We start from the raw sequence: 26,995 nt of genomic DNA, 5'->3' as shown, positions 1-26,995 counted from the left end.
GGATTGTGGAGCGTCACGTTGAACGAGCCAGAGCACAACACGTCCGCCTCCTCCAACGCTGCGGGGTCGTGGGAACGACTCGTGCACGCTCCGGCAGCCGAGCAGCAGCAACTGCTGGTCGACCTCGTGGCGCAGGCTTCGGCCGCCGTGCTCCGCAGGACGCAGGAAATCCCGCCCGACCGGCCGTTCCTCGAGCTCGGCTTCGACTCCATCGCGGCGGTGGACCTGCACGCCAAGCTGACCGCCGCGACCGGGCTGCACCTGCCGATCACGCTGGCGTTCGACTACCCGACCCCGGCGGCGGTGGCGGCGTTCCTGCGAGCCGAAGCGCTGGGACTGTCCGCGGCCCCGATCCTGCCGCCCACCGCCAACACGGCGTCCGACGAGCCGATCGCGATCGTGTCCATGGCCTGCCGCTTCCCCGGCGGCCTCAACAGCCCGGAGGACCTGTGGTCGTTCGTCGCCGACGGCGGCGACGCGATCAGCGAGTTCCCCGACAACCGCGGCTGGGACCTCGCGAACCTCTACGACCCCGACCCCGAGCGGCAGGGCACGACCTACACCCGTGAAGGCGGGTTCCTGCACGACGCCGACCTGTTCGACGCCGGCTTCTTCGGCATCGCGCCCCGCGAGGCGATCGCGATGGACCCGCAGCAGAGGTTGCTGCTGGAGACGTCGTGGGAGGTGCTGGAGCGCGCCGGCATCGACCCCGGCACCCTGCGCGGCAGCGCGGCCGCCGTCTACGTCGGTGCCGAGCAGCAGGACTACGGCCCCCGCCTGCACGAGGCGCAGCAGCACGAAGGCACGCTGCTGACCGGCAACACCGCCAGTGTCGCGTCCGGCCGCATCGCCTACACCCTCGGGCTCGAAGGCCCCGCGGTCACCGTCGACACGGCGTGCTCGGCCTCGCTGGTGGCGCTGCACCTCGCCGTGCAGACGCTGCGCCGCGGCGAGGCCACGCTGGCGTTCGCCGGTGGTGCGGCGATCATGGCGAGCCCCGGTTCGCTGGTCGCGTTCAGCCGCCAGCGCGGGCTCTCGCCGGACGGCCGCTGCAAGGCGTTCTCCTCCGACGCGGACGGCACCGGCTGGTCCGAGGGCGTCGGCATGCTGTTGCTGGAGCGGCTTTCCGACGCCCAGCGCAACGGCCACCCCGTGCTCGCCATCGTCAAGGGCACGGCGATCAACCAGGACGGCGCCTCGAACGGCCTCACCGCGCCGAACGGGCTGTCCCAGCAGCGCGTGATCCACCAGGCGCTCGTCGACGCCGGTCTGTCCACTTCGGACGTCGACGTGGTCGAGGCGCACGGCACGGGCACCAAGCTGGGCGACCCGATCGAGGCGCAGGCCATCCTGGCCACCTACGGGCAGAACCGCGAGAAGCCGCTGCTGCTCGGCTCGCTGAAGTCGAACCTCGGCCACACGCAGGCCGCCGCGGGCGTCGCCGGTGTGATCAAGATGGTCATGGCGCTGCAGAACGAGCGTCTGCCGCAGACCCTGCACGTCGACCGGCCGTCCCCGCACGTCGACTGGTCCGCGGGATCGGTCGAGCTGCTCACCGAGTCCGCGCCGTGGCCGGTGGGCGACCGCACGAGGCGCGCCGGCGTGTCCGCGTTCGGCATCAGCGGCACCAACGCGCACACCATCATCGAGGAGTACGTCCCCGAGCCCGTCGCGCGGCCGGACGCGGAACGCCCGGTCGGCGTGCTGCCGTGGGTGCTGTCGGCCAAGACCGTGGAGGCGCTCGGCGACCAGGCCCGGCACCTGCTGACGCACCTGGACGCGCGGCCCGATCTGTCCGAAGTGGACGTCGGCTGCTCGCTCGCCACGACCCGCGTCCCGTTCGAACACCGCGCCGTCGTGCACGGTGAGGACCCCTTGGACTTCCGGCAGGCACTGCGCGCGCTCGCGGAGGGCACGTCCGCGCCCGGCCTGCTGACCGGCAGCGGTACCGGGGGCAAGCTCGCGTTCCTGTTCACCGGCCAGGGCAGCCAGCGGCTTTCGATGGGCCGGGAGCTGCACGACGAGCTCCCGGTGTTCGCGCAGGCGTTCGACGACGCGTGCCGCCACCTGGACGCGCACCTGGACGTGCCGCTGCGCGACGTCGTCTTCGGTGACGACGCGGACCTGCTGGACCGCACCGAGTACACCCAGCCCGCGCTGTTCGCGATCGAGGTCGCGCTGTTCCGCACGCTCGAGTCGTGGGGCGTGCGGCAGGACTTCGTGGCGGGCCACTCGATCGGTGAGATCGCCGCCGCGCACGTCGCCGGGGTGCTGTCGCTCGACGACGCCTGCGCGCTCGTCGCCGCCCGCGGCCGGATGATGCAGGCGCTGCCCGAGCTGGGCGCGATGGTCGCTCTGCGCGCCTCCGAAGAAGAAGTGCTGCCCCACCTGCACGACCTCGTGTCGATCGCCGCGATCAACGGGCCGGGGTCCGTGGTCATCGCCGGTGACGAGAACGCGGTGGCCGAGGTCGTGGCGGCGTTCCCCGACCGGCAGTCCAAGCGGCTCAGCGTGTCGCACGCGTTCCACTCGCCGTTGATGGAGCCGATGCTCGACGAGTTCCGGTGGGTCGCCGAGGTCCTCGACTACTCGGCGCCGCGCGTGCCGGTCGTGTCGACGGTGACCGGCAGGGTCGTGACGGCGGAGGAGCTGTGCTCGCCGGAGTACTGGGTGCGGCACGTGCGCGAGCCCGTCCGGTTCGCTGACGCCGTGGAGACGTTGAAGGCCAAGGGCGTCTCGACGTTCCTCGAGCTCGGGCCCGACGCCGTGCTCACCGCCATGGCCGCGGAGAGCGCGCCGGACAGCGAGCTCATCCCGGTGATGCGCAAGGACCGGCCCGAGGTCCGGTCGCTCGTCACGGCGCTCGCCCGCCTGCACGTGCGTGGCCTGCGCGTCGACTGGGCCGGTTTCTACGAGGGCACCGGCGCGGTGCGCGTCGACCTGCCGACCTATCCCTTCCAGCGCGAGAGCTTCTGGCTGATCGGCCAGTCCGCGCCGAGTTCCGTCGACCGGCACGAGACCGAGTTCTGGTCCGCCGTCGACCGCGAGGACCTGGACTCGCTCGCCGCGTCCCTGTCGCTGGACGACCCCGGCGCACTCGCCGACCTGCTTCCGGTGCTGGCGAAGTGGCGCCGCGGCTGGGCCTCTTCGTCCATCGTGGACTCCTGGCGGTACCGCGCCGAGTGGCGCAGGCTGGCCGAGGGCGGCGTCCGGGCGACCGGCCGCTGGCTGCTCGTCTCCCGCACGGACCTCGACCTCGACCTCGACCTCGTGCGGGTCGACCCGTCGACTGACCGGGCGGAGTTGGCGGAGGCGCTGGCCGCGGCCGGTCCCGTCGACGGCGTGCTCGCGTTGTGCGACGACGTCGTCGAAACCGTTGTGCTGATCCAGGCTCTGGGCGACGCTGGCATCGGCGCGAAGCTGTGGTGCGCCACGCAGGGCGCGGTGTCCGCGGCCCGTGCTGACGAGGTGAACCCGGAGCTCACCCAGATCTGGGGCGTCGGCAGGGTGGCCGCGCTGGAGCACCCCGACCGCTGGGGCGGTCTGGTCGACCTGCCCGCCGTCGTGGACGGCCGGGCGCTGGACCGGCTCGCGTGCGTGCTCACGGGCGACGAGGACCAGGTGGCCATCCGCGGCCACCGCGTGCTCGGCCGCCGGCTCGTGCAGGCGTCCGCGTCCGGCGGCGCGGAGTGGACTCCTCGCGGCACGGTGCTCATCACCGGTGGTACCGGAGCGCTGGGCACGCAGGTGGCCCGCTGGCTCGCGGAAGCGGGCGCCGAGCACCTGGTGCTGACCTCTCGCCGGGGCGTGGACGCTCCCGGTGCGGCCGAACTGGCGGCGGAGCTGGCTGTTCCCGTCACGGTGGTGGCTTGCGATGTGGCGGATCGGGACGCGTTGGCGGCGGTGCTGGCGGAGTACCCGCCGGACGCCGTCGTGCACGCCGCCGGTGTCGACTCGCTGGTGTCGCTCGACGCCGAGGACCCGGACTCCTTCCGCGCGGTCGTCGCGGCCAAGGCGGCGGGTGCCGCGAACCTCGACGCGCTCGTCGGTGACGTGGACGCGTTCGTGCTGTTCTCGTCCATCGCCAGCACGTGGGGCAGTGGCGGCCAGGCCGCCTACGGCGCGGCCAACGCGTTCCTGGACGGCCTCGCGGAGTCGCGCCGGGCACGTGGCCTGACCGCGCTGGCGGTGGCCTGGGGCGCCTGGGCCGGCGCGGGCATGGCGACGGTCGAGGACACCGAGGAACACCTGCGGCTGCGCGGAGTCCGCGCGATGGACCCGGCGCTGGCGCTCAGCGCGCTGCGCAAGGCCCTCGCGCTGGACGAGACCGTCGTGACCGTCGCGGACGTGGACTGGGCGCGGTTCGCGCCGGTCTTCGCCTCCGAGCGGCACAGCCCGCTGTTCCAGGACCTGCCGCAGGCCGCGGAGGCGCTCGCGGCGGGCGGGGGCAAGGACGCGGGGGCAGGCCTGACGGCCCAGCTGACCGGCCTGGGCGAGCAGGAGCAGCGCCACGTCGTGCTGGACCTGGTGCGCAGGCACGCCGCGGCGGTGCTCGGGCACTCGTCCGGTGAGGCCATCGAGCCCAACAAGGCGTTCAAGGAGATCGGGTTCGACTCGCTGGCCGCGGTGGAGTTCCGCGGTGTGCTCGCGGCGGACACCGGTCTCGCGCTGCCGGCTACGGTCGTGTTCGACTACCCGACCCCGGTCGCGCTGGCCGACCACCTGCGGTCCGAGCTCGTCGGTGGCCAGGTGGAGCTGGTGGACGCGACGGCCGTGCGGACGGACGAGCCGATCGCGATCGTGGCGATGGCGTGCCGGTTCCCCGGTGGCGTCACGTCTCCTGAGCAGTTGTGGGACCTCGTGTTCGACGGTGTCGACACGGTGACCGGGTTCCCGACCGACCGAGGCTGGGACCTGGCGGACCTCTTCGATCCCGATCCGGACGCCGCGGGCAAGACCTATGCCCGCGAGGGCGCGTTCCTGCACGAGGCGGGGGAGTTCGACCCGGCGTTCTTCGGGATCTCCCGGCGTGAGGCGCTGGCGATGGACCCGCAGCAGCGCCTGCTGTTGGAGACGTCGTGGGAAGCCTTCGAACGGGCCGGGATCGACCCGACCTCGTTGCGCGGTGGTCAGGTCGGTGTCTTCGCGGGTACGAACGGCCAGGACTACGCGTCGCAGCTCACGTCGTTGCCGGCCGAGCTGGAGGGCTACTTCGGCACCGGCAACGCGGCGAGTGTGTTCTCCGGCCGCATTTCTTACACCTTCGGGTTCGAGGGTCCGGCGGTCACCGTCGACACGGCGTGTTCTTCTTCGTTGGTGGCGTTGCACTTGGCGGTGCAGGCGCTGCGCAACGGCGAGTGTTCGTTGGCGCTGGCCGGTGGTGTGACGATCATGTCGTCGCCCGCCGCGTTCATCGACTTCTCCCGTCAGCGCGGGCTCGCGGTCGACGGGCGTTGCAAGGCGTTCGCGAACGGGGCCGATGGCACGGCGTGGGGTGAGGGTGTCGGCATGCTGCTCGTCGAGCGGTTGTCGGACGCCCAGCGCAACGGCCACGAGGTGCTGGCCGTCGTGCGTGGCACCGCGATCAACCAGGACGGTGCCTCCAACGGCTTGACCGCGCCGAACGGTCCGTCGCAGCAGCGGGTGATCCGCAAGGCGCTGGCCAACGCCGGTCTGTCCACTTCGGACGTGGACGTGGTGGAGGCGCACGGCACGGGTACCGCGCTGGGCGACCCGATCGAAGCGCAGGCGTTGCTGGCGACCTACGGCCAAGACCGTGAGGTTCCGCTGCTGCTCGGCTCGGTGAAGTCGAACATCGGGCACACGCAGGCCGCCGCCGGTGTCGCCGCGGTGATCAAGATGGTGCAGGCGATGCGGCACGGGGTCGTGCCGAAGACGCTGCACGTGGACGAGCCCTCGCACGAGGTCGACTGGTCGGCCGGGGCGATCGACCTGGCCACGTCGGCCACCGAGTGGCCGGCGGCCGACCGGCCGCGCCGGGCCGGTGTGTCGTCGTTCGGGTTCAGCGGCACGAACGCGCACGCGATCCTGGAGCAGGCGCCTGTCGCCGAGCCGGCCGCCGCGCCGCGGCGGACGCCGGCCGTGGTGCCGGTGGTGTTGTCCGGCAAGACCGCCGAGGGACTGCGGGCGCAGGCCTCCGCGCTGCTCGACCACACCGGCGACCTGGCGGACCTCGGGTTCTCTCTCGCCACCGGCCGGGCTCGCCTGGAGCACCGGGCGGTGCTCGCGGTCACCGACGACCTGCGCGCCGAGCTGGAGACCGTGCTGCGCGGCGAGTCCGAGCCAGCGACCGGCGGCCGGCTCGCGTTCCTGTTCACCGGACAGGGCAGCCAGCGGGCCGGGATGGGCCGGGAGCTGTACGACGCGTTCCCCGTCTTCGCGGACGCCTTCGACGACGTGTGCGACCTGGTCGACGTGCGGATCGACGACCAGGAGACGCTGAACCGCACGGAGTTCACGCAGCCGGCGATCTTCGCGCTCGAGGTGGCGTTGTTCCGGTTGGTGGAGTCGTGGGGTGTTCGGCCGGACTTCTTGGCTGGGCATTCGATTGGTGAGATCGCTGCGGCTCATGTGGCCGGGGTGTTGTCGCTGGAGGATGCGGCGACGTTGATCAGTGCGCGTGCGCGGTTGATGCAGGCGCTGCCGGAAGGCGGCGCGATGGTGGCTTTGCAGGCCACCGAGGCGGAGGTTTTGCCGCTGCTGACGGACCTTGTGTCGATTGCGGCGGTCAACGGGCCGAATTCTGTTGTGGTGGCGGGTGACGAGGCCGCTGTCGAGCAGGTGATAGCGCAGTTCGCGGACCGGAAGTCGAAGCGACTTGCCGTGTCGCACGCGTTCCACTCGCCGTTGATGGAACCGATGCTGGACGACTTCCGGGCCGTGGTGTCGAAGCTGACGTTCCACGAGCCTCGGATCGCGATGCTGGGCGAGGTGACGGACCCCGAGTACTGGGTTCGGCACGTCCGGGACGCGGTGCGGTTCGCCGACGCGATCACGACTCTGGAGGGTCGGGGCGTCTCGACGTTCCTGGAGCTGGGGCCGGACGGTGTGCTCACCGCGATGGGTGCGGAGAGCGTCACGGACGCGGTGCTGGTCGCCGGTTTGCGCAAGGGCAGGCCGGAGGCCGAGTCGCTGGTGCGCGCGGTCGGCACGGCGCACGCCCGCGGGATCGAGGTCGACTGGGCGGCGTACTTCGCCGGGTCCGGTGCGCGGCGGGTGGAGCTGCCGACGTACGCGTTCCAGCGCGAGTGGTTCTGGCTCGGCGCGGAGCCGCGTGACTCGGGCTGGGGATATCGGGTCGAGTGGCGGCCGGTCACCGTTTCCGGGCGGGCCACCGGACGGTGGTTGGTGGTCGCTGACCAGGACGAGTCGGCGTTGGTCGACGGGCTCGTGGCGCGTGGTCTTGATGTCGTCGTCGCGGGCCCGGACTCGGTGCCGGACGGCGACTTCGACGGTGTGTTGTCGTTGTGCGCGGACGTGTTCGACACGATCTCGCTGGTGCGTCGTCTCGACGTGAAGCTGTGGTGTGCGACGCGTGGCGCGGTGTCGACCGGTCGTGACGACGTCGTGGTCGATCCGGAGCTGACCCAGCTCTGGGGGCTCGGCCGGGCCGCCGCGCTGGAGCACTCGAACCGCTGGGGTGGCCTGGTCGACCTGCCAGAGCTGGACGACCGGGCGCTCGACCGCCTGGTCGCGGTGCTGGCGGGGAGCGAGGACCAGGTCGCGATCCGGCCGTCCGGTGTGTTCGGCAGGAGGCTGGTGTCGGCGAGCGTCGGCACCACCGAGTGGTCGCCGCGCGGCACGGTGCTGATCACCGGTGGCACCGGTGCGCTCGGCAGCCGGGTGGCGAGGTGGCTCGCGGGTGCGGGCGCCGAGCACCTGGTGCTGACGTCGCGCCGGGGCATGGACGCCCCTGGCGCGGCCGAACTGGTGGCGGAGCTGGGCGTTCCCGTCACGGTGGTCGCCTGCGACGTGGGGGATCGGGACGCGTTGGCGGCGGTGCTGGCGGAGTACCCGCCGGACGCTGTCGTGCACACGGCGGGCACCGAGATCTCCGCTCCGCTGGCGGAGCAGGACCTGGCCGAGTTCAAGCTGGTGCTGGCCGCGAAGGTCGACGGCGCCAGGAACCTCGACGCGCTGGTCGGCGACGTCGACGCGTTCGTGACGTTCTCGTCGATCTCCGGTATCTGGGGCAGTGGTGGCCAGGCTGCCTATGGCGCCGCGAACGCCTACCTCGACGGCCTCACGGAGTCGCGCCGGGCGCGTGGGCTGAACGCCGTGTCGGTCGCCTGGGGTGCGTGGGCCGACGGTGGCATGGCCACCGAAGGCGACACCGAGGAGCACCTGCGGGCGCGCGGAGTCCGTTTGATGGCGCCGGATCTGGCGCTCGCGGAGCTGCGGCGGGCGGTCGGGTCGAACGCCGGTGCGGTCGTGGTCGCGGATGTGGAGTGGGAGAAGTTCGCCCCGCTCTTCACGTCCGTGCGGCCGAGCCCGTTCCTGGGCGATCTTCCCCAGGTGCGGCAGGCCCTGTCGGCCGTTCCTGCCGGGAACGCGGACGTGGTGGCCCGGTTGCGAGGTCTGTCCGAGAGCGACCAGCGGCACCTGCTGGTGGAGCTGGTGCGCGAGCACGTGTCCGCCGTGCTGGGCGCGAAGGACGTCGTGGAGTCCGGGCGGGCGTTCAAGGACCTCGGGTTCGACTCGTTGACCGCGGTCGAGTTCCGCGGCGCCATTGCCACCGCTACCGGGCTGAAGCTGCCGGCCACGGTGGTGTTCGACTACCCGACGCCGGCCGCGCTGGCCGAGCACCTGCGGTCCGAGCTCGTCGGGGCCCAGCTGGAGGTGGTGGACGCGACGGCGGTCCGGTCGGACGAGCCGATCGCGATCGTGGCCATGGCCTGCCGGTACCCCGGTGGCGTCACGACCCCGGAAGCCCTGTGGCAGCTGCTGATCGACAACGGTGACGCCGTGACCGCGTTCCCTGCCGACCGCGGCTGGGACCTGGCGGACCTCTACGACCCGGACCCGGACGCCCCTGGCAAGTCGTACGCCCGTGAAGGCGCGTTCCTGCACGACGTGGCGTCGTTCGACCCGGCGTTCTTCGGGATCTCGCCGCGTGAGGCGCTGGCGATGGACCCGCAGCAGCGGTTGTTGCTGGAGACGTCGTGGGAGGCGTTCGAGCGGGCCGGGATCGATCCGACGTCGTTGCGGGGCGGTCAGGTCGGTGTCTTCGCGGGTACCAACGGCCAGGACTACGCGCTGCAGGTTGGTGCCGTGCCGGCGGAGCTGGAGGGCTACTTCGGGACCGGTAACGCGGCGAGTGTGTTCTCCGGCCGCATTTCTTACACCTTTGGTTTTGAGGGGCCTGCGGTCACGGTCGACACGGCGTGTTCGTCTTCGTTGGTGGCGTTGCACTTGGCGGTGCAGGCGCTGCGCAACGGTGAGTGTTCGTTGGCTCTTGCCGGTGGCGTGACGATCATGTCGTCGCCGGCTGCGTTCATCGACTTCTCCCGTCAGCGCGGACTCGCGCTGGACGGGCGGTGCAAGGCCTTCGCCGCCGGTGCCGACGGCACGGCGTGGGGCGAAGGCGTCGGCATGCTGCTCGTCGAGCGGTTGTCGGACGCTCAGCGCAACGGCCACGAAGTGCTGGCCGTGGTTCGTGGTTCCGCGATCAACCAGGACGGCGCGTCGAACGGTTTGACGGCGCCGAACGGTCCTTCGCAGCAGCGGGTGATCCGCAAGGCGCTGGCCAACGCCGGTTTGTCCACTTCGGATGTTGACGTGGTGGAGGCGCACGGCACGGGTACCGCGCTGGGTGACCCGATCGAGGCGCAGGCCCTGCTTGCCACTTACGGCCAGGACCGTGATGTGCCGCTGCTGCTCGGCTCGATGAAGTCGAACATCGGCCACACGCAGGCCGCCGCCGGTGTCGCCGCGGTCATGAAGGCCGTCCTGGCGATGCAGCACGGTGTGGTGCCCAAGACGTTGCACGTGGACGCGCCTTCGCCACAGATCGACTGGAGCGCCGGTGCGGTCGAGCTGGCCACGGAGACCGTGGCGTGGCCCGAGACGGGTCACGCGCGCCGGGTCGGTGTGTCGTCGTTCGGCTACAGCGGTACGAACGCGCACGCGATCATCGAGCAGGCTCCGGTGGTCGAAGGTGCTGTGGAGCGCGTTGCTCCCGCCGTGGTGCCGGTGGTGCTGTCGGGCAAGACTCCCGAGGCGTTGCAGGCGCAGGCGGCGTCGCTGCTGGAGTACTCGGGTGATCTGGCGGATCTCGGGTTCTCGCTGGCCACCGGCCGGGCCCGGCTGGAGCACCGGGCGGTGCTCGCGGTCACGGACGATCTGAGGGCCGAGCTGGAGACCGTGGTCAACGGCTCGTCGACCGCTGCCTCCGAGGGCCGGTTGGCGATCCTGTTCACCGGTCAGGGCAGTCAGCGGGCCGGGATGGGCCGCGAGCTCTACGACGCGTTCCCCGCTTACGCCAAGGCGTTCGACGAGATCGCTGCTCTGGTCGACGTGCGCGACGAGGACCTGGACCGAACCGAGTTCACCCAGCCGGCGATCTTCGCGCTGGAAGTGGCGCTCTACCGGTTGGTGGAGTCGTGGGGTGTTCGCCCGGACTTCCTGGCCGGCCATTCGATCGGTGAGATCGCGGCGGCCCACGTTTCCGGCGTGCTGTCGCTGGAGGACGCGGCGACGTTGATCAGCGCTCGTGCCCGTCTGATGCAGGCTCTGCCTGAGGGCGGCGCGATGGTCGCCTTGCAGGCCACCGAGGACGAGGTCACGCCACATCTGTCCGACCTGGTGTCGATCGCCGCGATCAACGGCCCGCAGTCGGTCGTCGTCGCGGGTGACGAGGCTGGGGTCGAGCAGGTCGTGGCGCAGTTCCCGGGCCGCAAGTCGAAGCGCCTGGCCGTGTCGCACGCGTTCCACTCGCCGTTGATGGACCCGATGCTGGACGACTTCCGGGCCGTGGTCTCGGAGTTGACGTTCAACGAGCCTCGGATCGCGATGCTGGGCGAGGTGACGGACCCCGAGTACTGGGTGCGGCACGTCCGTGGCACGGTCCGGTTCGCGGACGCTGTGCGGGCGCTGGAATCCGATGGTGTGTCGACGTTCCTGGAGCTGGGACCGGACGGTGTGCTCACGGCGATGGGTGCCGAGAGCGTCACGGACGCGGTGCTGGTCGCCGGGCTGCGCAAGGGACGGCCGGAGGCGGAGTCCCTGGTGCGGGCGGTCGGTGCGGTGCACAGCCGTGGCGTGCCGGTGGACTGGGCCGCGTACTTCGCGGGCTCCGGTGCACGGCGGGTGGAGCTGCCGACGTACGCGTTCCAGCGCGAGCGGTTCTGGCTCGAAGGCACCGGCGCGGTCGTCGGACTGGACTCGGCCGAGCACCCGTTGCTGGGCGCGGTCTTCCTGATGCCCGACGGTGGCGTGCTGGGTACGGCGAGGCTGTCCACGACGTCGCACCGCTGGCTGGCCGACCACGTGGTGGCCGGGTCCGTGGTGGTGCCGGGGACCGCGTTGCTGGAACTGGTGATCCGCACCGGCGACGAGGTCGGTTGCGGGCACGTGGAAGAGCTGCTGTTGCAGCAGCCACTGGTTTTGACCGACGCCGGTGTGAGCGTTCGGGTGTCCGTCGGTGAGCTCGACGGTGGAAGGCGTTCGGTCACCCTGCAGGCGCAGGACGGCGATGTCTGGACGACCCATGCGGTCGGTGTGCTGACGGAGTCCGAGGCAGCTGACTTCGAGCTGAACGAGTGGCCGCCGGCCGGTGCGACCGCGCTGGAGATCACTGATCTCTACGACGGTCTGGCCGCGAGCGGACTGCTGTACGGGCCGGTGTTCCGCGGGCTGAAGGCGGCGTGGAAGTCGGGCGACGACCTCTTCGCCGAGGTCGCGCTGCCCGAGTCCGAGCTGCGCCAGGCCGCTGGGTTCGGTGTGCACCCGGCGCTGCTGGACTCGGTGCTGCACGCGCTGGGGATCGAGCAGACCGGGACGGGCACGGTGCCGTTCTCGTGGAACGACGTGCACCTGTTCGCCTCCGGGGCCGCCGTGCTCCGCGCCCGGATCTCGTTCGCGAGCAACGGCTCCGTCACGGTGCTGGCCGCGGACGGTGCCGGTGCCCCGGTGCTGCGCGTCGACTCGCTGGCGTTGCGGGAGATCGGTTCGGTGCGCAAGGCCGCCGACCCGCTGTACGCGGTCGAGTGGACGGCGCTGCCGGTCGAGGAGCTCGAGTCGGTCACCGACGTGCTGGTGGTCCCGGAAGGTGACCCGCGCGCGGTGACGGCCGCGGTGCTGGCCGAGCTGCAGACGTTCCTGGCGAGCGACCGCGACCAGCTCGTGGTGGTGACCTCCGGCGCGGTGTCGGTGGGTGGCGAGGACGTGACCTCGCTCGCGCACGCCGCGGTGTCCGGCCTGGTGCGCTCGGCGCAGATCGAGAACCCGGACCGGCTGCTGCTGGTGGACACCGATGACCCCGCGACCGTGCCGCCGATCAGCGGCGAGCAGGAGTCGGCGGTGCGAGCGGGCCAGATCTTCGTGCCGCGCCTTGCCGCCGTCGCGCCGGCCGCCGAGGCCAGGACGCTCGACGGCACCGTGCTGATCACCGGTGGTACCGGTGGGCTGGGCGCGGAGCTGGCTCGTCACCTGGTTGCCGAGCACGGTGTTCGGCGTTTGGTGCTGACCTCTCGCCGTGGCCTGGCCGCGCCGGGCGCGGCCGAACTGGTGGCGGAGCTGGACGCGCAGGTCGACGTCGTGGCCTGTGACGTGTCCGACCGCTCTGCCCTGGCCGCGGTGCTCGCGGGGATCGAGGATCTCACCGGTGTCGTGCACACGGCCGGTGTGCTGGATGACGGCGTGCTGGAGTCGTTGACGCCGGAGCGGTTCGACACGGTGTTCGCGCCCAAGGTCGACGCCGCGTTGCACCTGCACGAGCTGACCCAGGACCTGGACCTGGCGATGTTCGTCCTGTTCTCGTCGGCATCGGGTGCGCTCGGCGCACCGGGCCAGGCGAACTACGCGGCTGCGAACACGTTCCTGGACGGCCTGGCGGCACATCGCCGGGCGCAGGGCCTGGCCGCGGTGTCGATGGCCTGGGGTGTCTGGGAGCAGACCACGGGCATGGGTGCGGGGCTGTCGGCCGCGGACCTGGCCCGGATCGCACGGGCGGGCATGCCGGCGTTGCCGATCGCGGACGGCATGGCGTTGTTCGACGCCGGTCTGCGCGCGGACGCGGCACTGGTGGTGCCGATGAAGCTCGACACCGCGGTGCTGCGGACGAGCGCTGAGGTTCCCGCGTTGCTGCGGGGCCTGGTGCGGGCACCGAAGCGTCGTACCGCGGCGAAGTCGTCGGCGGAGTCGCGCCAGTGGTCGGCCCAGTTGCGCGGACTGTCCACCGAGGACCAGGATCGCCTGCTGCTGGACCTGGTCCGCACGCAGGTGGCGACGGTGCTCGGGTACCGCGACCTGAACATGGTCGAGCCCGGACGTGGCCTGGTCGAGATGGGCTTGGACTCGTTGTCCGCGGTGGAGTTGCGCAACGCGCTCGGTGCCGCGACCGGTCTGCGCCTGCCGGCGACGGTGGTGTTCGACTACCCGACCTCGATCGCACTGGCGGCGCACCTGCGCACCGGCCTGGTGGGCGAGGAGGAGGTCGTCGAGGCGATCGTGCCAGTGCGCGTCACCGACGACGACCCGATCGTGATCGTCGGCATGGCCTGCCGCTTCCCCGGTGGCGTCACGTCGCCGGAGGACCTCTGGCGGCTGGTCGACTCCGGGACCGACGCCATCTCGTCCTTCCCGATCAACCGCGGCTGGGACGTCGACGGGCTCTACGACCCGAACCCCGACGCCGCCGGCAAGAGCTACACCCGTTCTGGTGGCTTCCTGCACGACGCGGGCGAGTTCGACCCCGCGCTGTTCGGCATCACCCGGCGCGAGGCGCTGGCGATGGACCCGCAGCAGCGACTGCTGCTGGAGATCTCCTGGGAGGCGTTCGAACGGGCGGGTATCGACCCGATTGGGGTGCGGGGCAGCAGGACGGGTGTGTTCGCCGGCCTGATGTACCACGACTACGCGACCGGGCCGATCACGATTCCCGAGGAGGTCAGCGGCTACGTCGGCACCGGTGTGTCCGGCAGCGTGCTGTCCGGCCGGGTGTCCTACACGTTCGGGCTGGAAGGCCCGGCCATCACCGTCGACACCGCGTGCTCGTCCTCGTTGGTGGCACTGCACCTGGCGGTTCAGGCGCTGCGGTCCGGTGAGTGCGACCTCGCGCTGGCCGGTGGTGTGACCGTGATGGCGACGCCGGAGACGTTCGTCGACTTCTCGCGTCAGCGCGGGCTGTCGGCGGATGGCCGGTCGAAGGCCTACGCGGCTTCGGCGGACGGTGTCGGCTGGTCCGAGGGCGTCGGCATGCTCCTGGTGGAGCGGCTGTCCGATGCTCGTCGCAACGGGCACGAGGTTCTTGCGGTCGTGCGGGGTTCGGCGGTGAACCAGGACGGCGCGTCGAGCACGTTGACGGCGCCGAACGGTCCGTCGCAGCAGCGGGTGATCCGGCAAGCGCTTGCGAACGCTGGTCTGTCCACTTCGGACGTCGATGTGATCGAGGGCCACGGCACCGGCACGAAGCTGGGTGACCCGATCGAGGCTCAGGCACTGCTCGCCACCTACGGTCAGGACCGCGAGCGGCCGGTGCTGCTCGGGTCGCTGAAGTCGAACATCGGCCACTCGCAGGCCGCGGCCGGCGTCGGTGGCGTGATCAAGATGGTGATGGCGCTGCAGCACGGCGTCGCGCCCAAGACGTTGCACGCGGAAGAGCCGACCCCGCACGTGGACTGGGAGTCCGGTGCTGTCGAGCTGCTGACCGAGACGCGGGACTGGCCCGTGGTCGACCGGCCGCGTCGTGCTGCGGTGTCGTCGTTCGGCATCGGTGGCACCAACGCGCACACGATCATCGAGCAGGCCCCGGCGTTCTCCGCGCCGGTCGTGGAGCGCAAGCCGTTGCCCGTGGTTCCGGTCGTGCTGTCCGGCAAGACCGCGGCTGCCGTGCAGGCCCAGGCGGATCGGCTGCTGGGCGTCACCGCTGATCTCGCGGATCTCGGGTTCTCGTCGGTGACGACCCGTGCGTTGCTGGAGCACCGTGCTGTGGTGGTCGCGGCGGATCACGATGATCTGCGTGCCGGGTTGCGGAACCTGTCTCCGGGTTCGGTGGCTGGTGGCCGGTTGGCGTTCCTGTTCACGGGTCAGGGCAGTCAGCGGGTTGGGATGGGCCGTGAGTTGTACGACGCGTTCCCTGCTTATGCGAAGGCTTTTGACGAGGTCGCGGCGTTGGTGGACGTCCGTGACGATCAGCTTGATCGGACCGAGTTCACGCAGCCGGCGATCTTCGCGCTCGAGGTGGCGTTGTTCCGACTGGTGGAGTCGTGGGGTGTTCGGCCTGACTTCCTGGCTGGGCACTCGATCGGTGAGATCGCTGCGGCTCACGTGGCCGGGGTGTTGTCGCTGGAGGATGCGGCGACGTTGATCAGCGCTCGTGCCCGTCTGATGCAGGCGTTGCCTGAGGGCGGCGCGATGGTGGCTTTGCAGGCCACTGAGGCGGAAGTGCTGCCGCACCTGACCGAGTTGGTGTCGATTGCGGCGGTCAACGGGCCGAATTCTGTTGTGGTCGCGGGTGATGAGGCTGCCGTTGAGCAGGTGGTGGCGCAGTTCGCTGATCGCAAGTCGAAGCGTTTGGCTGTGTCGCACGCGTTCCACTCGCCGTTGATGGATCCGATGTTGGACGACTTCCGGGCTGTGGTCTCGGGGTTGACGTTCCACGAGCCTCGGATCGCGATGCTGGGTGACGTCACCGATCCCGAGTACTGGGTGCGGCACGTTCGCGAGGCGGTCCGGTTCTCCGAGGCGGTCACGACCCTGGAGGACCAGGGCGTGTCGACGTTCCTGGAGCTGGGGCCGGACGGTGTGCTCACCGCGATGGGTGCGGAGAGCGTGACGGACGCGGTGCTGGTCGCTGGGCTGCGGAAGGGCCGGTCGGAGGCCGAGTCGCTGGTGCGGGCGTTGGGTGTCCTGCACGAGCGCGGGCAGGTCGTCGACTGGACCGCCTACTTCGCCGGTTCGGGTGCCGCGAAGACCGTGTTGCCGACCTACGCGTTCCAGCACGAGTGGTTCTGGCTCGGTGCGGAGTCGCGTGATTCCGGGTGGGGTTACCGGGTCGAGTGGAAGCCGGTCACCGTCTCCGGACGAGACGCCGGACGGTGGCTGGTGGTCGCCGACCAGGACGAGTCGGCGTTGGTCGACGGGCTCGTGGCGCGTGGCCTCGACGTGGTCGTCACGGGCCCGGGTTCGATGCCCGAAGGCGACTTCGACGGTGTGTTGTCGTTGTGCGCGGACGTGCTCGACACGGTGTCGTTGGCCCGTGGTCTTGACGTGAAGTTGTGGTGCGTCACCCGTGGTGCGGTGTCGACCGGCCGTGACGACGTCGTGGTCGTGCCGGAGCTGGCCCAGATCTGGGGCCTCGGCCGGGTGGTCGCGCTGGAGCACTCCGACCGCTGGGGTGGTCTGGTCGACCTGCCGTCCACTGTGGACGACGCGGTGCTCGACCGGCTCGTCGCGGTCCTGACGGGTGGCGAGGACGAGGTCGCGATCCGGGCCGACGGCGTATTCGGCCGCCGGCTCGCACCCGCCCAGGCCGGCACCGCCGAGTGGTCGCCTCGTGGCACGGTGCTGATCACCGGTGGTACGGGTGCGCTCGGCAGCCGGGTCGCGCGGTGGCTCGCGGGCGCCGGTGCTGAGCACCTGGTGCTGACGTCCCGCCGGGGCATGGACGCCCCTGGCGCGGCCGAACTGGTGGCGGAGCTGGGCATTCCGGTCACGGTGGTGGCCTGCGACGTGGCGGATCGCGACGCGGTCGCCGCCCTGCTCGCCGAGTACCCGCCGGACGCCGTCGTGCACGCGGCGGGCGTGGAGATCTTCTCGCCGCTGGCCGAGCAGGATCTGACCGAGTTCGGGAACGTGCTGGCCGCGAAGGTCGACGGTGCCAGGATTCTCGACGAGCTGGTCGGCGACGTGGACGCGTTCGTGCTGTTCTCGTCGATCGCGGGTGTCTGGGGTGCCGGCGGTCAGGCTGCCTACGCGGCCGCGAACGCCTACCTGGACGCCTTGGCCGAGTCGCGCCGGGCTCGTGGGCTGAGCGCGGTGTCGGTCGCCTGGGGTGCGTGGGCCGACGGTGGCATGGCCACCGAGGGCGGTGCCGAGGAGCACCTGCGGGCGCGTGGAATTCGTTTGATGGCGCCGGATCTGGCGCTGGCCGAGCTGCGTCGTGCGGTCGGCTCGAATGCCGGTGCGGTGGTCGTCGCGGATGTGGAGTGGGAGAAGTTCGCCCCGCTGTTCACGTCCGTGCGGCCGAGCCCGCTGCTGGCGGATCTTCCCCAGGTGCGCAAGGCACTGACTTCCGGTCCGGTCGGGAACCCCGACGTGGTCGCCCGGTTGCGGGGGCTGTCCGAGAGCGAGCAGCGGCACCTGCTGGTGGAGCTGGTGCGCGAGCAGGTCTCCGCTGTGCTGGGTGCGGACGACGCCGTCGACTCCGGGCGGGCGTTCAAGGACCTCGGGTTCGACTCGCTGACCGCGGTGGAGTTCCGCGGCGCGATCGCCACCGCGACCGGGCTGAAGCTGCCGGCCACGCTGGTGTTCGACTACCCGACGCCGGTCGTGCTCGCCGAGCACCTGCGGTCGGAGCTCGTCGGCGCACAGGTCGAGGTCGTGGAGACGGCCGCGGTCCGGACGGACGAGCCGATCGCGATCGTGGCGATGGCGTGCCGGTTCCCCGGTGGTGTCACGTCTCCCGAGCAGTTGTGGGACCTCGTGTTCGACGGTGTCGACACGGTGACCGGGTTCCCGGCCGACCGAGGCTGGGACCTGGCGGACCTGTACGACCCGGACCCGGACGCGGTGGGCAAGTCGTACGCCCGTGAGGGTGCGTTCGTCGACGGTGTCGGTGACTTCGACCCGGTGTTCTTCGGGATCTCGCCGCGTGAGGCGCTGGCGATGGATCCGCAGCAGCGGTTGTTGCTGGAGACGTCGTGGGAGGCCTTCGAACGGGCTGGGATCGACCCGACGTCGTTGCGGGGCGGTCAGGTCGGTGTCTTCGCGGGTACGAACGGGCAGGACTACGGCTCGCAGCTGATGTCGCTGCCGGCTGAGGTCGAGGGCTACTTCGGCACCGGCACGGCGGCGAGTGTGTTCTCCGGCCGGATCTCGTACACGTTCGGCTTCGAGGGGCCGGCGGTCACGGTTGACACCGCCTGCTCGTCGTCGCTGGTGGCTCTGCACCTCGCGGCCCAGGCGCTGCGCACCGGTGAGTGCGACCTGGCGTTGGCCGGTGGCGTGACGATCATGTCGTCGCCTGCGGCGTTCGTGGACTTCTCCCGTCAGCGCGGGCTTGCGATCGACGGGCGGTGCAAGGCCTTCGCGGACGGTGCCGATGGCACGTCGTGGGGCGAGGGTGCCGGCATGCTGCTCGTGGAGCGGTTGTCGGACGCTCAGCGCAACGGCCACGAGGTGCTGGCCGTCATCCGGGGCAGCGCCGTGAACCAGGACGGTGCCTCGAACGGATTGACGGCGCCGAACGGTCCGTCGCAGCAGCGGGTGATCCGCAAGGCGCTGGCGAACGCAGGTCTGTCCACTTCGGATGTTGACGTGGTGGAGGCGCACGGCACGGGTACGGCTTTGGGTGACCCGATCGAGGCGCAGGCCCTGCTGGCCACCTACGGCCAGGACCGCCAGACGCCGTTGCTGCTGGGTTCGGTGAAGTCGAACATCGGGCACACGCAGGCCGCCGCCGGTGTCGCCGCGGTGATCAAGGCCGTGCTGGCCATGCGGCACGGGATCGTGCCGAAGACGCTGCACGTGGACGAGCCGTCGGCGCAGATCGACTGGACCTCCGGTGCCGTTGAGCTGGCGACCGAGACCACGCCGTGGCCCGAGACGGGACGCGCCCGCCGGGTCGGTGTGTCGTCGTTCGGCTACAGCGGTACCAATGCGCACGCGATCATCGAGCAGGCTCCGGTGGTCGAGGGCACCGTGGTGGAGCGCGTCGCTCCGGCGGTGGTGCCGGTGGTGCTGTCGGGCAAGACGCCCGAGGCGCTGCAGGCCCAGGCGGACCAGTTGCTGGACTACTCCGGTGACCTGGCGGATCTCGGGTTCTCGTCGGTGACGACCCGTGCGTTGCTGGAGCACCGTGCGGTGGTCGTCGCTGCGGATCACGAGGATCTGCGTGCCGGGTTGCGCAACCTGTCTCCGGGGTCGGTGGCCGGTGGCCGGTTGGCGTTCTTGTTCACCGGTCAGGGCAGTCAGCGTGCCGGGATGGGTCGTGAGTTGTACGACGCGTTCCCTGCTTATGCGAAGGCTTTTGACGAGGTTGCGGCTCTGGTTGATGTGCGGGACGAGGAGTTGGACCGCACGGAGTTCACGCAGCCGGCGATCTTCGCGCTTGAGGTGGCGTTGTTCCGGTTGGTGGAGTCGTGGGGTGTTCGGCCTGACTTCTTGGCGGGGCATTCGATCGGTGAGATCGCTGCGGCTCATGTGGCTGGGGTGTTGTCGCTGGAGGACGCGGCGACGTTGATCTCGGCTCGTGCTCGTTTGATGCAGGCGTTGCCTGAGGGTGGCGCGATGGTGGCTTTGCAGGCCACCGAGGACGAGGTCCTGCCGCACCTGACCGAGCTGGTGTCCATTGCCGCGATCAACGGACCGAATGCCGTTGTGGTCGCAGGTGATGAGGCTGCCGTCGAGCAGGTGGTGGCGCAGTTCGCGGACCGCAAGTCGAAGCGTTTGGCTGTGTCGCACGCGTTCCACTCGCCGTTGATGGACCCGATGCTGGACGACTTCCGGGCCGTGGTCACGGGGCTGACGTTCAACCAGCCTCAGATTCCGATGCTCGGCGAGGTGACGGACCCCGAGTACTGGGTGCGGCACGTTCGCGAGGCGGTGCGGTTCGCTGACGCGGTCACGACTCTGGAAGGCCGGGGCGTCTCCACGTTCCTGGAACTGGGGCCGGACGGCGTGCTCACCGCGATGGGCGCCGAAAGTGTTACCGACGCGGTGCTGGTCGCTGGGCTGCGGAAGGGCAGGCCGGAGGCTGAGTCGTTGGTGCGGGCGGTCGGTGCGGTGCACAGCCGTGGCGTGGCGGTGGACTGGGCCGCGTACTTCGCGGGTTCCGGTGCGCGGCGGGTGGAGCTGCCGACGTACGCGTTCCAGCGCGAGCGGTTCTGGCTGGAGGGCTCCGGCCACGTGGCCGCAGCGAGCTCGGCCGTGCATCCGCTGCTGGACGCGGTGCTGCCGATGCCCGACGGCGGAGTGGTCGGCACCGCGAAGCTGACGCTCGGCACGCACCGCTGGCTGGCCGACCACGTGGTGGCCGGGTCCGTGGTGGTGCCGGGAACGGCGTTGCTGGAGCTGGCGATTCGCACCGGCGACGAGGTCGGTTGCGGGCACGTCGAAGAGCTGCTGTTGCAGCAGCCACTGGTTTTGACCGACGCCGGTGCGAGTGTGCGGGTGTCGGTCGGGGAGCTGGACGCCGGTCGGCGGTCGGTGTCCGTGCTGACGAACGAGGGCGACGTCTGGACGACCCACGCGGTCGGTGTGCTGACGGAGTCCGAAGCGTCGGACTTCGAGCTGAGCGAGTGGCCGCCTGCCGGCGCGACGGCGTTGGAGATCACCGATCTCTACGACGGGCTGGCCGAGGGTGGCTTGGCCTACGGGCCGGTGTTCCGCGGCCTGAAGGCGGCGTGGAAGTCGGGCGACGACCTCTTCGCCGAGGTCGAGCTGCCCGAGTCGGAGCAGCGCCACGCCGCAGGGTTCGGCGTGCATCCGGCCCTGCTCGACTCGGTGCTGCACGCGCTGGGGATCGGGCAGACCGGGACCGGCATGGTGCCGTTCTCCTGGAACGACGTGCACCTGTTCGCGTCCGGCGCCGCCGTGCTGCGGGCGCGGATCTCGCCGCAGGGCAACGGTGTGGTGTCGGTGCTGGCCGCGGACGGGGCCGGTGCCCCGGTGCTGCGCGCCGACTCGCTGACGTTGCGGGAGATCAGCTCCGTGCGCAAGGCCGCCGACCCGCTCTACGCGGTCGAGTGGACCGAGCTGCCGGCCGAGGACTTCGAGCAGGCCACTGATCTTCTGGTGGTCCCCGCGGGCGACACCCACGAGGTGATCGCCTCGGTGCTGGCCGAGCTGCACGCGTTCCTCGCGAGCGACCGCGACCAGCTCGTGGTCGTCACCTCCGGCGCCGTGTCGGTGGCGGGGGAGGACGTGACCTCGCTCGCGCACGCCGCGGTGTCCGGCCTGATCCGCACCGCGCAGTCCGAGAACCCGGACCGGTTCCTGCTGGTGGACACCGATGATCCCGCGACCGTCCCGCCGGTCAGCGGCGAACTCGAGACGGCGGTGCGGGCCGGCAAGGTCTACGTGCCGCGGCTCGTCGCCGTCGCACCGGCGGACGAGGCCAGGACGCTCGACGGCACCGTGCTGATCACCGGTGGTACCGGTGGGCTGGGTGCCGAGCTGGCGCGTCATCTCGTTGCCGAGCACGGGGTCCGGCACCTGGTGCTGACCTCTCGCCGTGGCCTGGACGCGCCGGGCGCGGCCGAGTTGGTCGCCGAGCTGGACGCGCAGGTCGATGTCGTGGCCTGTGACGTGTCTGATCGTGACGCGCTCGCGGCGGTGATCGCGGACATCGACTCGTTGAGCGGTGTCGTGCACACGGCCGGTGTGCTGGACGACGGCGTGCTGGAGTCGCTGACGCCGGAACGCTTCGCCACGGTGTTCGGTGCGAAGGCCGACGCCGCGTTGCACCTGCACGAGCTGACGCGCGATCGGGACCTGGCGATGTTCGTCCTGTTCTCGTCGTCGTCGGGCGTGCTCGGCGCTCCCGGCCAGGCGAACTACGCGGCGGCCAACACGTTCCTCGACGGCCTCGCCGCCCATCGCCGGGCACACGGCCTGGCCGCGGTGTCGATGGCCTGGGGCGTGTGGGAACAGACCACGGGCATGGGTGCCGGGCTGTCGGCCGCCGACCTCGCCCGGATCGCACGGGCGGGCATGCCCGCGCTGCCGATCGCGGACGGGATGGCGTTGTTCGACGCCGGCCTGCGCACGGATGCCGCGCTGGTGGTGCCGATGAAGCTCGACACCGCCGTGCTGCGGACGAGCGCAGACGTGCCACCGTTGCTGCGGGGCCTGGTCCGTGCGCCGAAGCGTCGTGCGGCCGCGAAGTCGTCGGCGGAGTCGCGGCAGTGGTCGAAGCAGCTGCATGGTCTGTCCACTGAGGACCAGGACAGGCTGCTGCTGGACCTGGTGCGCACGCAGGTGGCCACCGTGCTCGGCTACCGCGACCAGAACGTGGTCGAACCGGGGCGTGGCCTGGTCGAGATGGGCCTGGACTCGCTGTCCGCGGTCGAGCTCCGCAACGCGCTCGGCGCCGCGACGGGTCTGCGCCTGCCCGCGACGGTGGTGTTCGACTACCCGACCTCGATCGCACTGGCGACGCACCTCCGCACGGAACTCGTGGGAGAGGAAGAAGTCGTCGAGGCGGTCGTGCCCGTGAAGGTCGTCGACAACGACCCGATCGTGATCGTCGGCATGGCCTGCCGGTTCCCCGGCGGCGTCGCGTCGCCGGAGGACCTCTGGCGGCTGGTGGTCGACGGCGAGGACGCGATCTCCGGGTTCCCGACCAGCCGAGGCTGGGACATCGACGGGCTGTACGACCCGGACCCCGGTGCCATCGGCAAGACCTACACCCGGTCCGGCGGCTTCCTGCACGACGCCGACGAGTTCGATCCCGCGTTCTTCGGGATCTCACCGCGTGAGGCCCTCGCGATGGACCCGCAGCAACGACTGCTGCTGGAGACGTCGTGGGAGACGTTCGAACGCGCGGGCATCGACCCTGCGAAGGTGCGGGGGAGCAGGACGGGAGTGTTCGCCGGCCTGATGTACCACGACTACGCGACCGGGCTGGACGCCATCCCGGACGAGGTCGAGGGCTACCTCGGCACCGGTACCTCCGGCAGCGTCGTGTCCGGCCGCATCTCCTACACCTTCGGGCTGGAAGGCCCGGCGGTCACGGTCGACACCGCCTGCTCGTCGTCGCTCGTCGCCCTGCACTGGGCAGTACAGGCACTGCGGTCCGGTGAGTGCGACCTCGCGCTGGCCGGTGGCGTGACCGTCATGGCCACGCCGGAGACCTTCGTCGACTTCTCGCGTCAGCGCGGGCTCTCGGCGGACGGCCGGTCGAAGGCCTACGCGGCCTCCGCGGACGGCGTCGGCTGGTCCGAGGGCGTCGGCATGCTCCTGGTGGAACGGCTTTCGGACGCGCGCCGCAACGGGCACGAGGTGCTCGCGGTGGTGCGGGGTTCCGCGATCAACCAGGACGGCGCGTCGAGCACGCTGACCGCGCCGAACGGCCCGTCGCAGCAGCGGGTCATCCGCCAGGCGCTCGCCAACGCCGGTCTGTCCACTTCGGACGTCGACGTGATCGAGGGCCACGGCACCGGCACCCCGCTCGGTGACCCGATCGAGGCGCAGGCACTGCTCGCCACCTACGGCCAGGACCGCGACGAACCGGTGCTGCTCGGGTCGCTGAAGTCCAACATCGGCCACTCGCAGGCCGCGGCCGGCGTCGGCGGCGTGATCAAGATGGTGATGGCGCTCCGGCACGGCATCGCGCCGAAGACGCTGCACGCGGACGAGCCGACCCCGCACGTCGACTGGGCCTCCGGCTCGGTCGACCTGCTGACCGAGACGCGGGACTGGCCCGCCGTCGACCGGCCGCGCCGCGCCGCGGTGTCGTCGTTCGGCATCAGCGGGACCAACGCGCACACGATCATCGAGCAGGCTCCCGCCGCGGAACCGGCGAAGGCCGAGCGGAAGCCGTTGCCGCTGGTGCCGGTCGTGCTGTCGGCCAAGTCGCCGGAAGCGTTGCGGGAGCAGGCGGATCGCCTGGCCGGGTTCGCTCCGGTGGACCTGACGGACGTCGGCTTCTCGCTGGCGACGTCGCGGGCCCGGTTCGAGCACCGGGCCGTGGTGGTCGCCGCGGACCAGGACGACCTGGTTCGCGAACTGGCCTCGGTCGAACCCGTGGCGGTGGCACCCGGCCGGTTGGCGTTCCTGTTCACCGGCCAGGGCAGTCAGCGCGTGGGCATGGGTCGTGAGCTGTACAACGCGTTCCCGGCATATGCCAAGGCTTTTGACGAGGTCGCGGCTCTGGTCGATGTGCGGGACGAGGAGCTGGACCGCACGGAGTTCACCCAGCCGGCGATCTTCGCGCTGGAAGTGGCGTTGTTCCGGTTGGTGGAGTCGTGGGGTGTTCGGCCTGACTTCCTGGCTGGGCATTCGATCGGTGAGATCGCTGCGGCTCATGTGGCTGGGGTGTTGTCGCTGGAGGACGCGGCGACGTTGATCTCGGCTCGTGCTCGGTTGATGCAGGCTCTGCCTGAGGGCGGGGCGATGGTGGCTTTGCAGGCCACCGAGGACGAGGTCACGCCTCACCTGGGTGAGCTGGTCTCGCTGGCCGCGATCAACGGGCCGGACGCGGTGGTCGTCGCCGGTGACGAGGCCGCGGTGGAGCAGGTGGTCGCGCGGTTCGCGGACCGCAAGTCGAAGCGTTTGGCTGTGTCGCACGCGTTCCACTCGCCGTTGATGGACCCGATGCTCGATGACTTCCGTGCGGTGGTTTCGGAACTGACGTTCCACGAGCCGCAGATCGCGATGCTGGGCGAGGTGACGGACCCCGAGTACTGGGTGCGGCACGTGCGCGGCACGGTCCGGTTCGCCGACGCGGTCGCGGAGCTGGCGGAACGGGGTGTGTCGACGTTCCTGGAGCTCGGCCCGGACGCGGTGCTGTCCGCCATGGGTGGCGGGCCGGAGTTCGTGCCGGCCCTGCGCAAGGGCCGTGAGGAGACGCGGGCGCTGCTGACCGCGCTCGGCAAGGTGCACGCCCGAGGTGTCGAGGTCGACTGGGCGAAGTTCTTCGCCGGCACGGGTGCGCGGCGGGTCGACCTGCCCACGTACGCGTTCCAGCACGAGCACTTCTGGCTGGGCGGCGACACCCGGCGCCGGTCGGTGGAGTCCAACTACCGCTACCAGGTGGGCTGGACGCCCGTCGAGACCGGTGCTGCCGCGACCGGACGCTGGCTCGCCGTCGGCGAGGTGGACGCGGACGTGTTCGCCGGTCTGACCGCACGAGGCGTCGAGATCGTCCCGGTCAGCGCGTCGACCGACCGGACGATGCTGACCGAGCTGCTGATGACCGAAGGGCCGGCGGACGGGGTGCTGTCGTTCGTCGACGACGCCGCGTCGATGGTCGTGCTGGTGCAGGCGCTCGGCGACGCGGTGATCGACGCTCCACTGTGGAGCGTCACGCGGCACGCCGTGGTGGTGGGCGACGAGAGCGTCGACCCGGTGGCCGCCGGCCTGTGGGGCCTCGGCCGGGTGGTCGCGCTGGAGCACCCCGACCGCTGGGGCGGGTCGATCGACCTGCCGTCCACTGTGGACGAAAAGGCGCTCGACCGGTTCGTCGCCGTCCTGACGGGAACCGAGGACCAGGTCGCGATCCGGGCGGACGGCGTGTTCGGCCGCAGGCTCGCCGCCGCACCCGCGCACGCCGGTGCGGAGGAGTGGACGCCGCGCGGCACGGTGCTGATCACCGGCGGCACGGGTGCGCTGGGCGGGCACGTGGCCCGGTGGCTCGCGGGAGCGGGCGCCGAGCACCTGGTGCTCACCTCGCGCCGCGGCCCGGACGCGCCGGGTGCGCAGGACCTGGTCTCGGAGCTCGAAGGACTCGGCGCGAAGGTGACCGTGCTGGCGTGCGACATCGCCGACCGGTCGTCGGTCGAGTCGCTGGTGGAGCTGTACCCGCCGGACACCGTCGTGCACGCGGCGGGCACCGACCTGTTCTGCCCGATCGAGGAGCACGACCTGACGGAGTTCGGCGGCGTGCTGGCGGCCAAGGTCGACGGCGCGGTGCACCTGGACGAGCTGCTGGGCGACCGGGAGCTGGACGCGTTCGTGCTGTTCGCGTCGATCGCCGGCACGTGGGGCAGCGGCGGGCAGGCGGCGTACTCGGCCGCGAACGCCGCGCTCGACGGACTGGCCGAGTCGCGGCGGGCGCGCGGGCTCACGGCGCTGTCGGTGTCGTGGGGACCGTGGGCGGACGGCGGGATGGCGGACAGCGAGGTGGCGGAGCACCTGCGCCGCCGCGGCGTGACCGCGATGTCCGCCGAACGCGCGGTGTCCGCGTTGCGCGAGTCGATGGCGCAACGGGACACCACGATCACCCTGGCCGACGTGGACTGGACGCTCTTCTCCGCGGTGTTCGAGTCGGCGAGGCCGGCCCCGCTGCTCGCGAAGCTGACCGAGACGGCGGACAAGCCCGCCGCGCAGGACACCGGCCAGCCGGACCTGGTGCACAAGCTGGCCGCGGTCAGCCCGATGGAACGGGACCGGCTGCTGCTGGACGCCGTGCGGGCCAGGGTGGCCGCGGTGCTCGGCCACAGCGGGATCGACGCGGTGCAACCGGACCGCCCGTTCGGCGAGCTCGGCTTCGACTCGCTGTCCGCGGTGGAGCTGCGCAACACGCTGGGCGCGGCGACCGGGTTGTCGCTACCGGCCACGTTGATCTTCGACTACCCGACGTCGACCGCCCTGGTCGGCTACCTCAGCGACCAGATGGGGCTGACCGAACAGGTGGCCACTCCGGTGCTGGACGAGCTGGAACGGCTGGAGGGCGTCGCCGTGCGCACCGAACTGGACGACGACGTGCGCGCCAGTGTGGTGAAGCGGTTGCAGGCTCTCCTGGCCCGGTACACACCCGCAGAGGGTGAGGACGGCATCAACGACCGGCTCGACACGGCCGACGACGATGAGATCTTCGCCTTCATCGACAACGAGCTCGGCGCCTGAGAAAGGCCGTATTTCTAAGGTTTTC

At 71.1% G+C, this 26,995-nt stretch carries 1 protein-coding gene; it reads left to right on the top strand.

All coding sequences use genetic code 11. The annotated features are described in order from the left end of the window. The first annotated feature begins 18 nt into the window (after nucleotides 1-18). Nucleotides 19-26,970 carry a type I polyketide synthase gene (locus tag ACQEU1_RS09420; protein WP_433198384.1) on the top strand — a complete coding sequence of 8,984 codons (26,952 nt, stop codon included), beginning with the start codon at nucleotides 19-21 and terminating at the stop codon, nucleotides 26,968-26,970. Nucleotides 26,971-26,995 lie beyond the last annotated feature (25 nt).

The organism is Lentzea sp. CA-135723 (genome assembly GCF_050936595.1).
Classification (GTDB): Bacteria; Actinomycetota; Actinomycetes; order Mycobacteriales; family Pseudonocardiaceae; genus Lentzea.
Note: the sequence above shows the minus strand (reverse complement) of the source record. Positions and strands in the feature narration are given on the sequence as shown.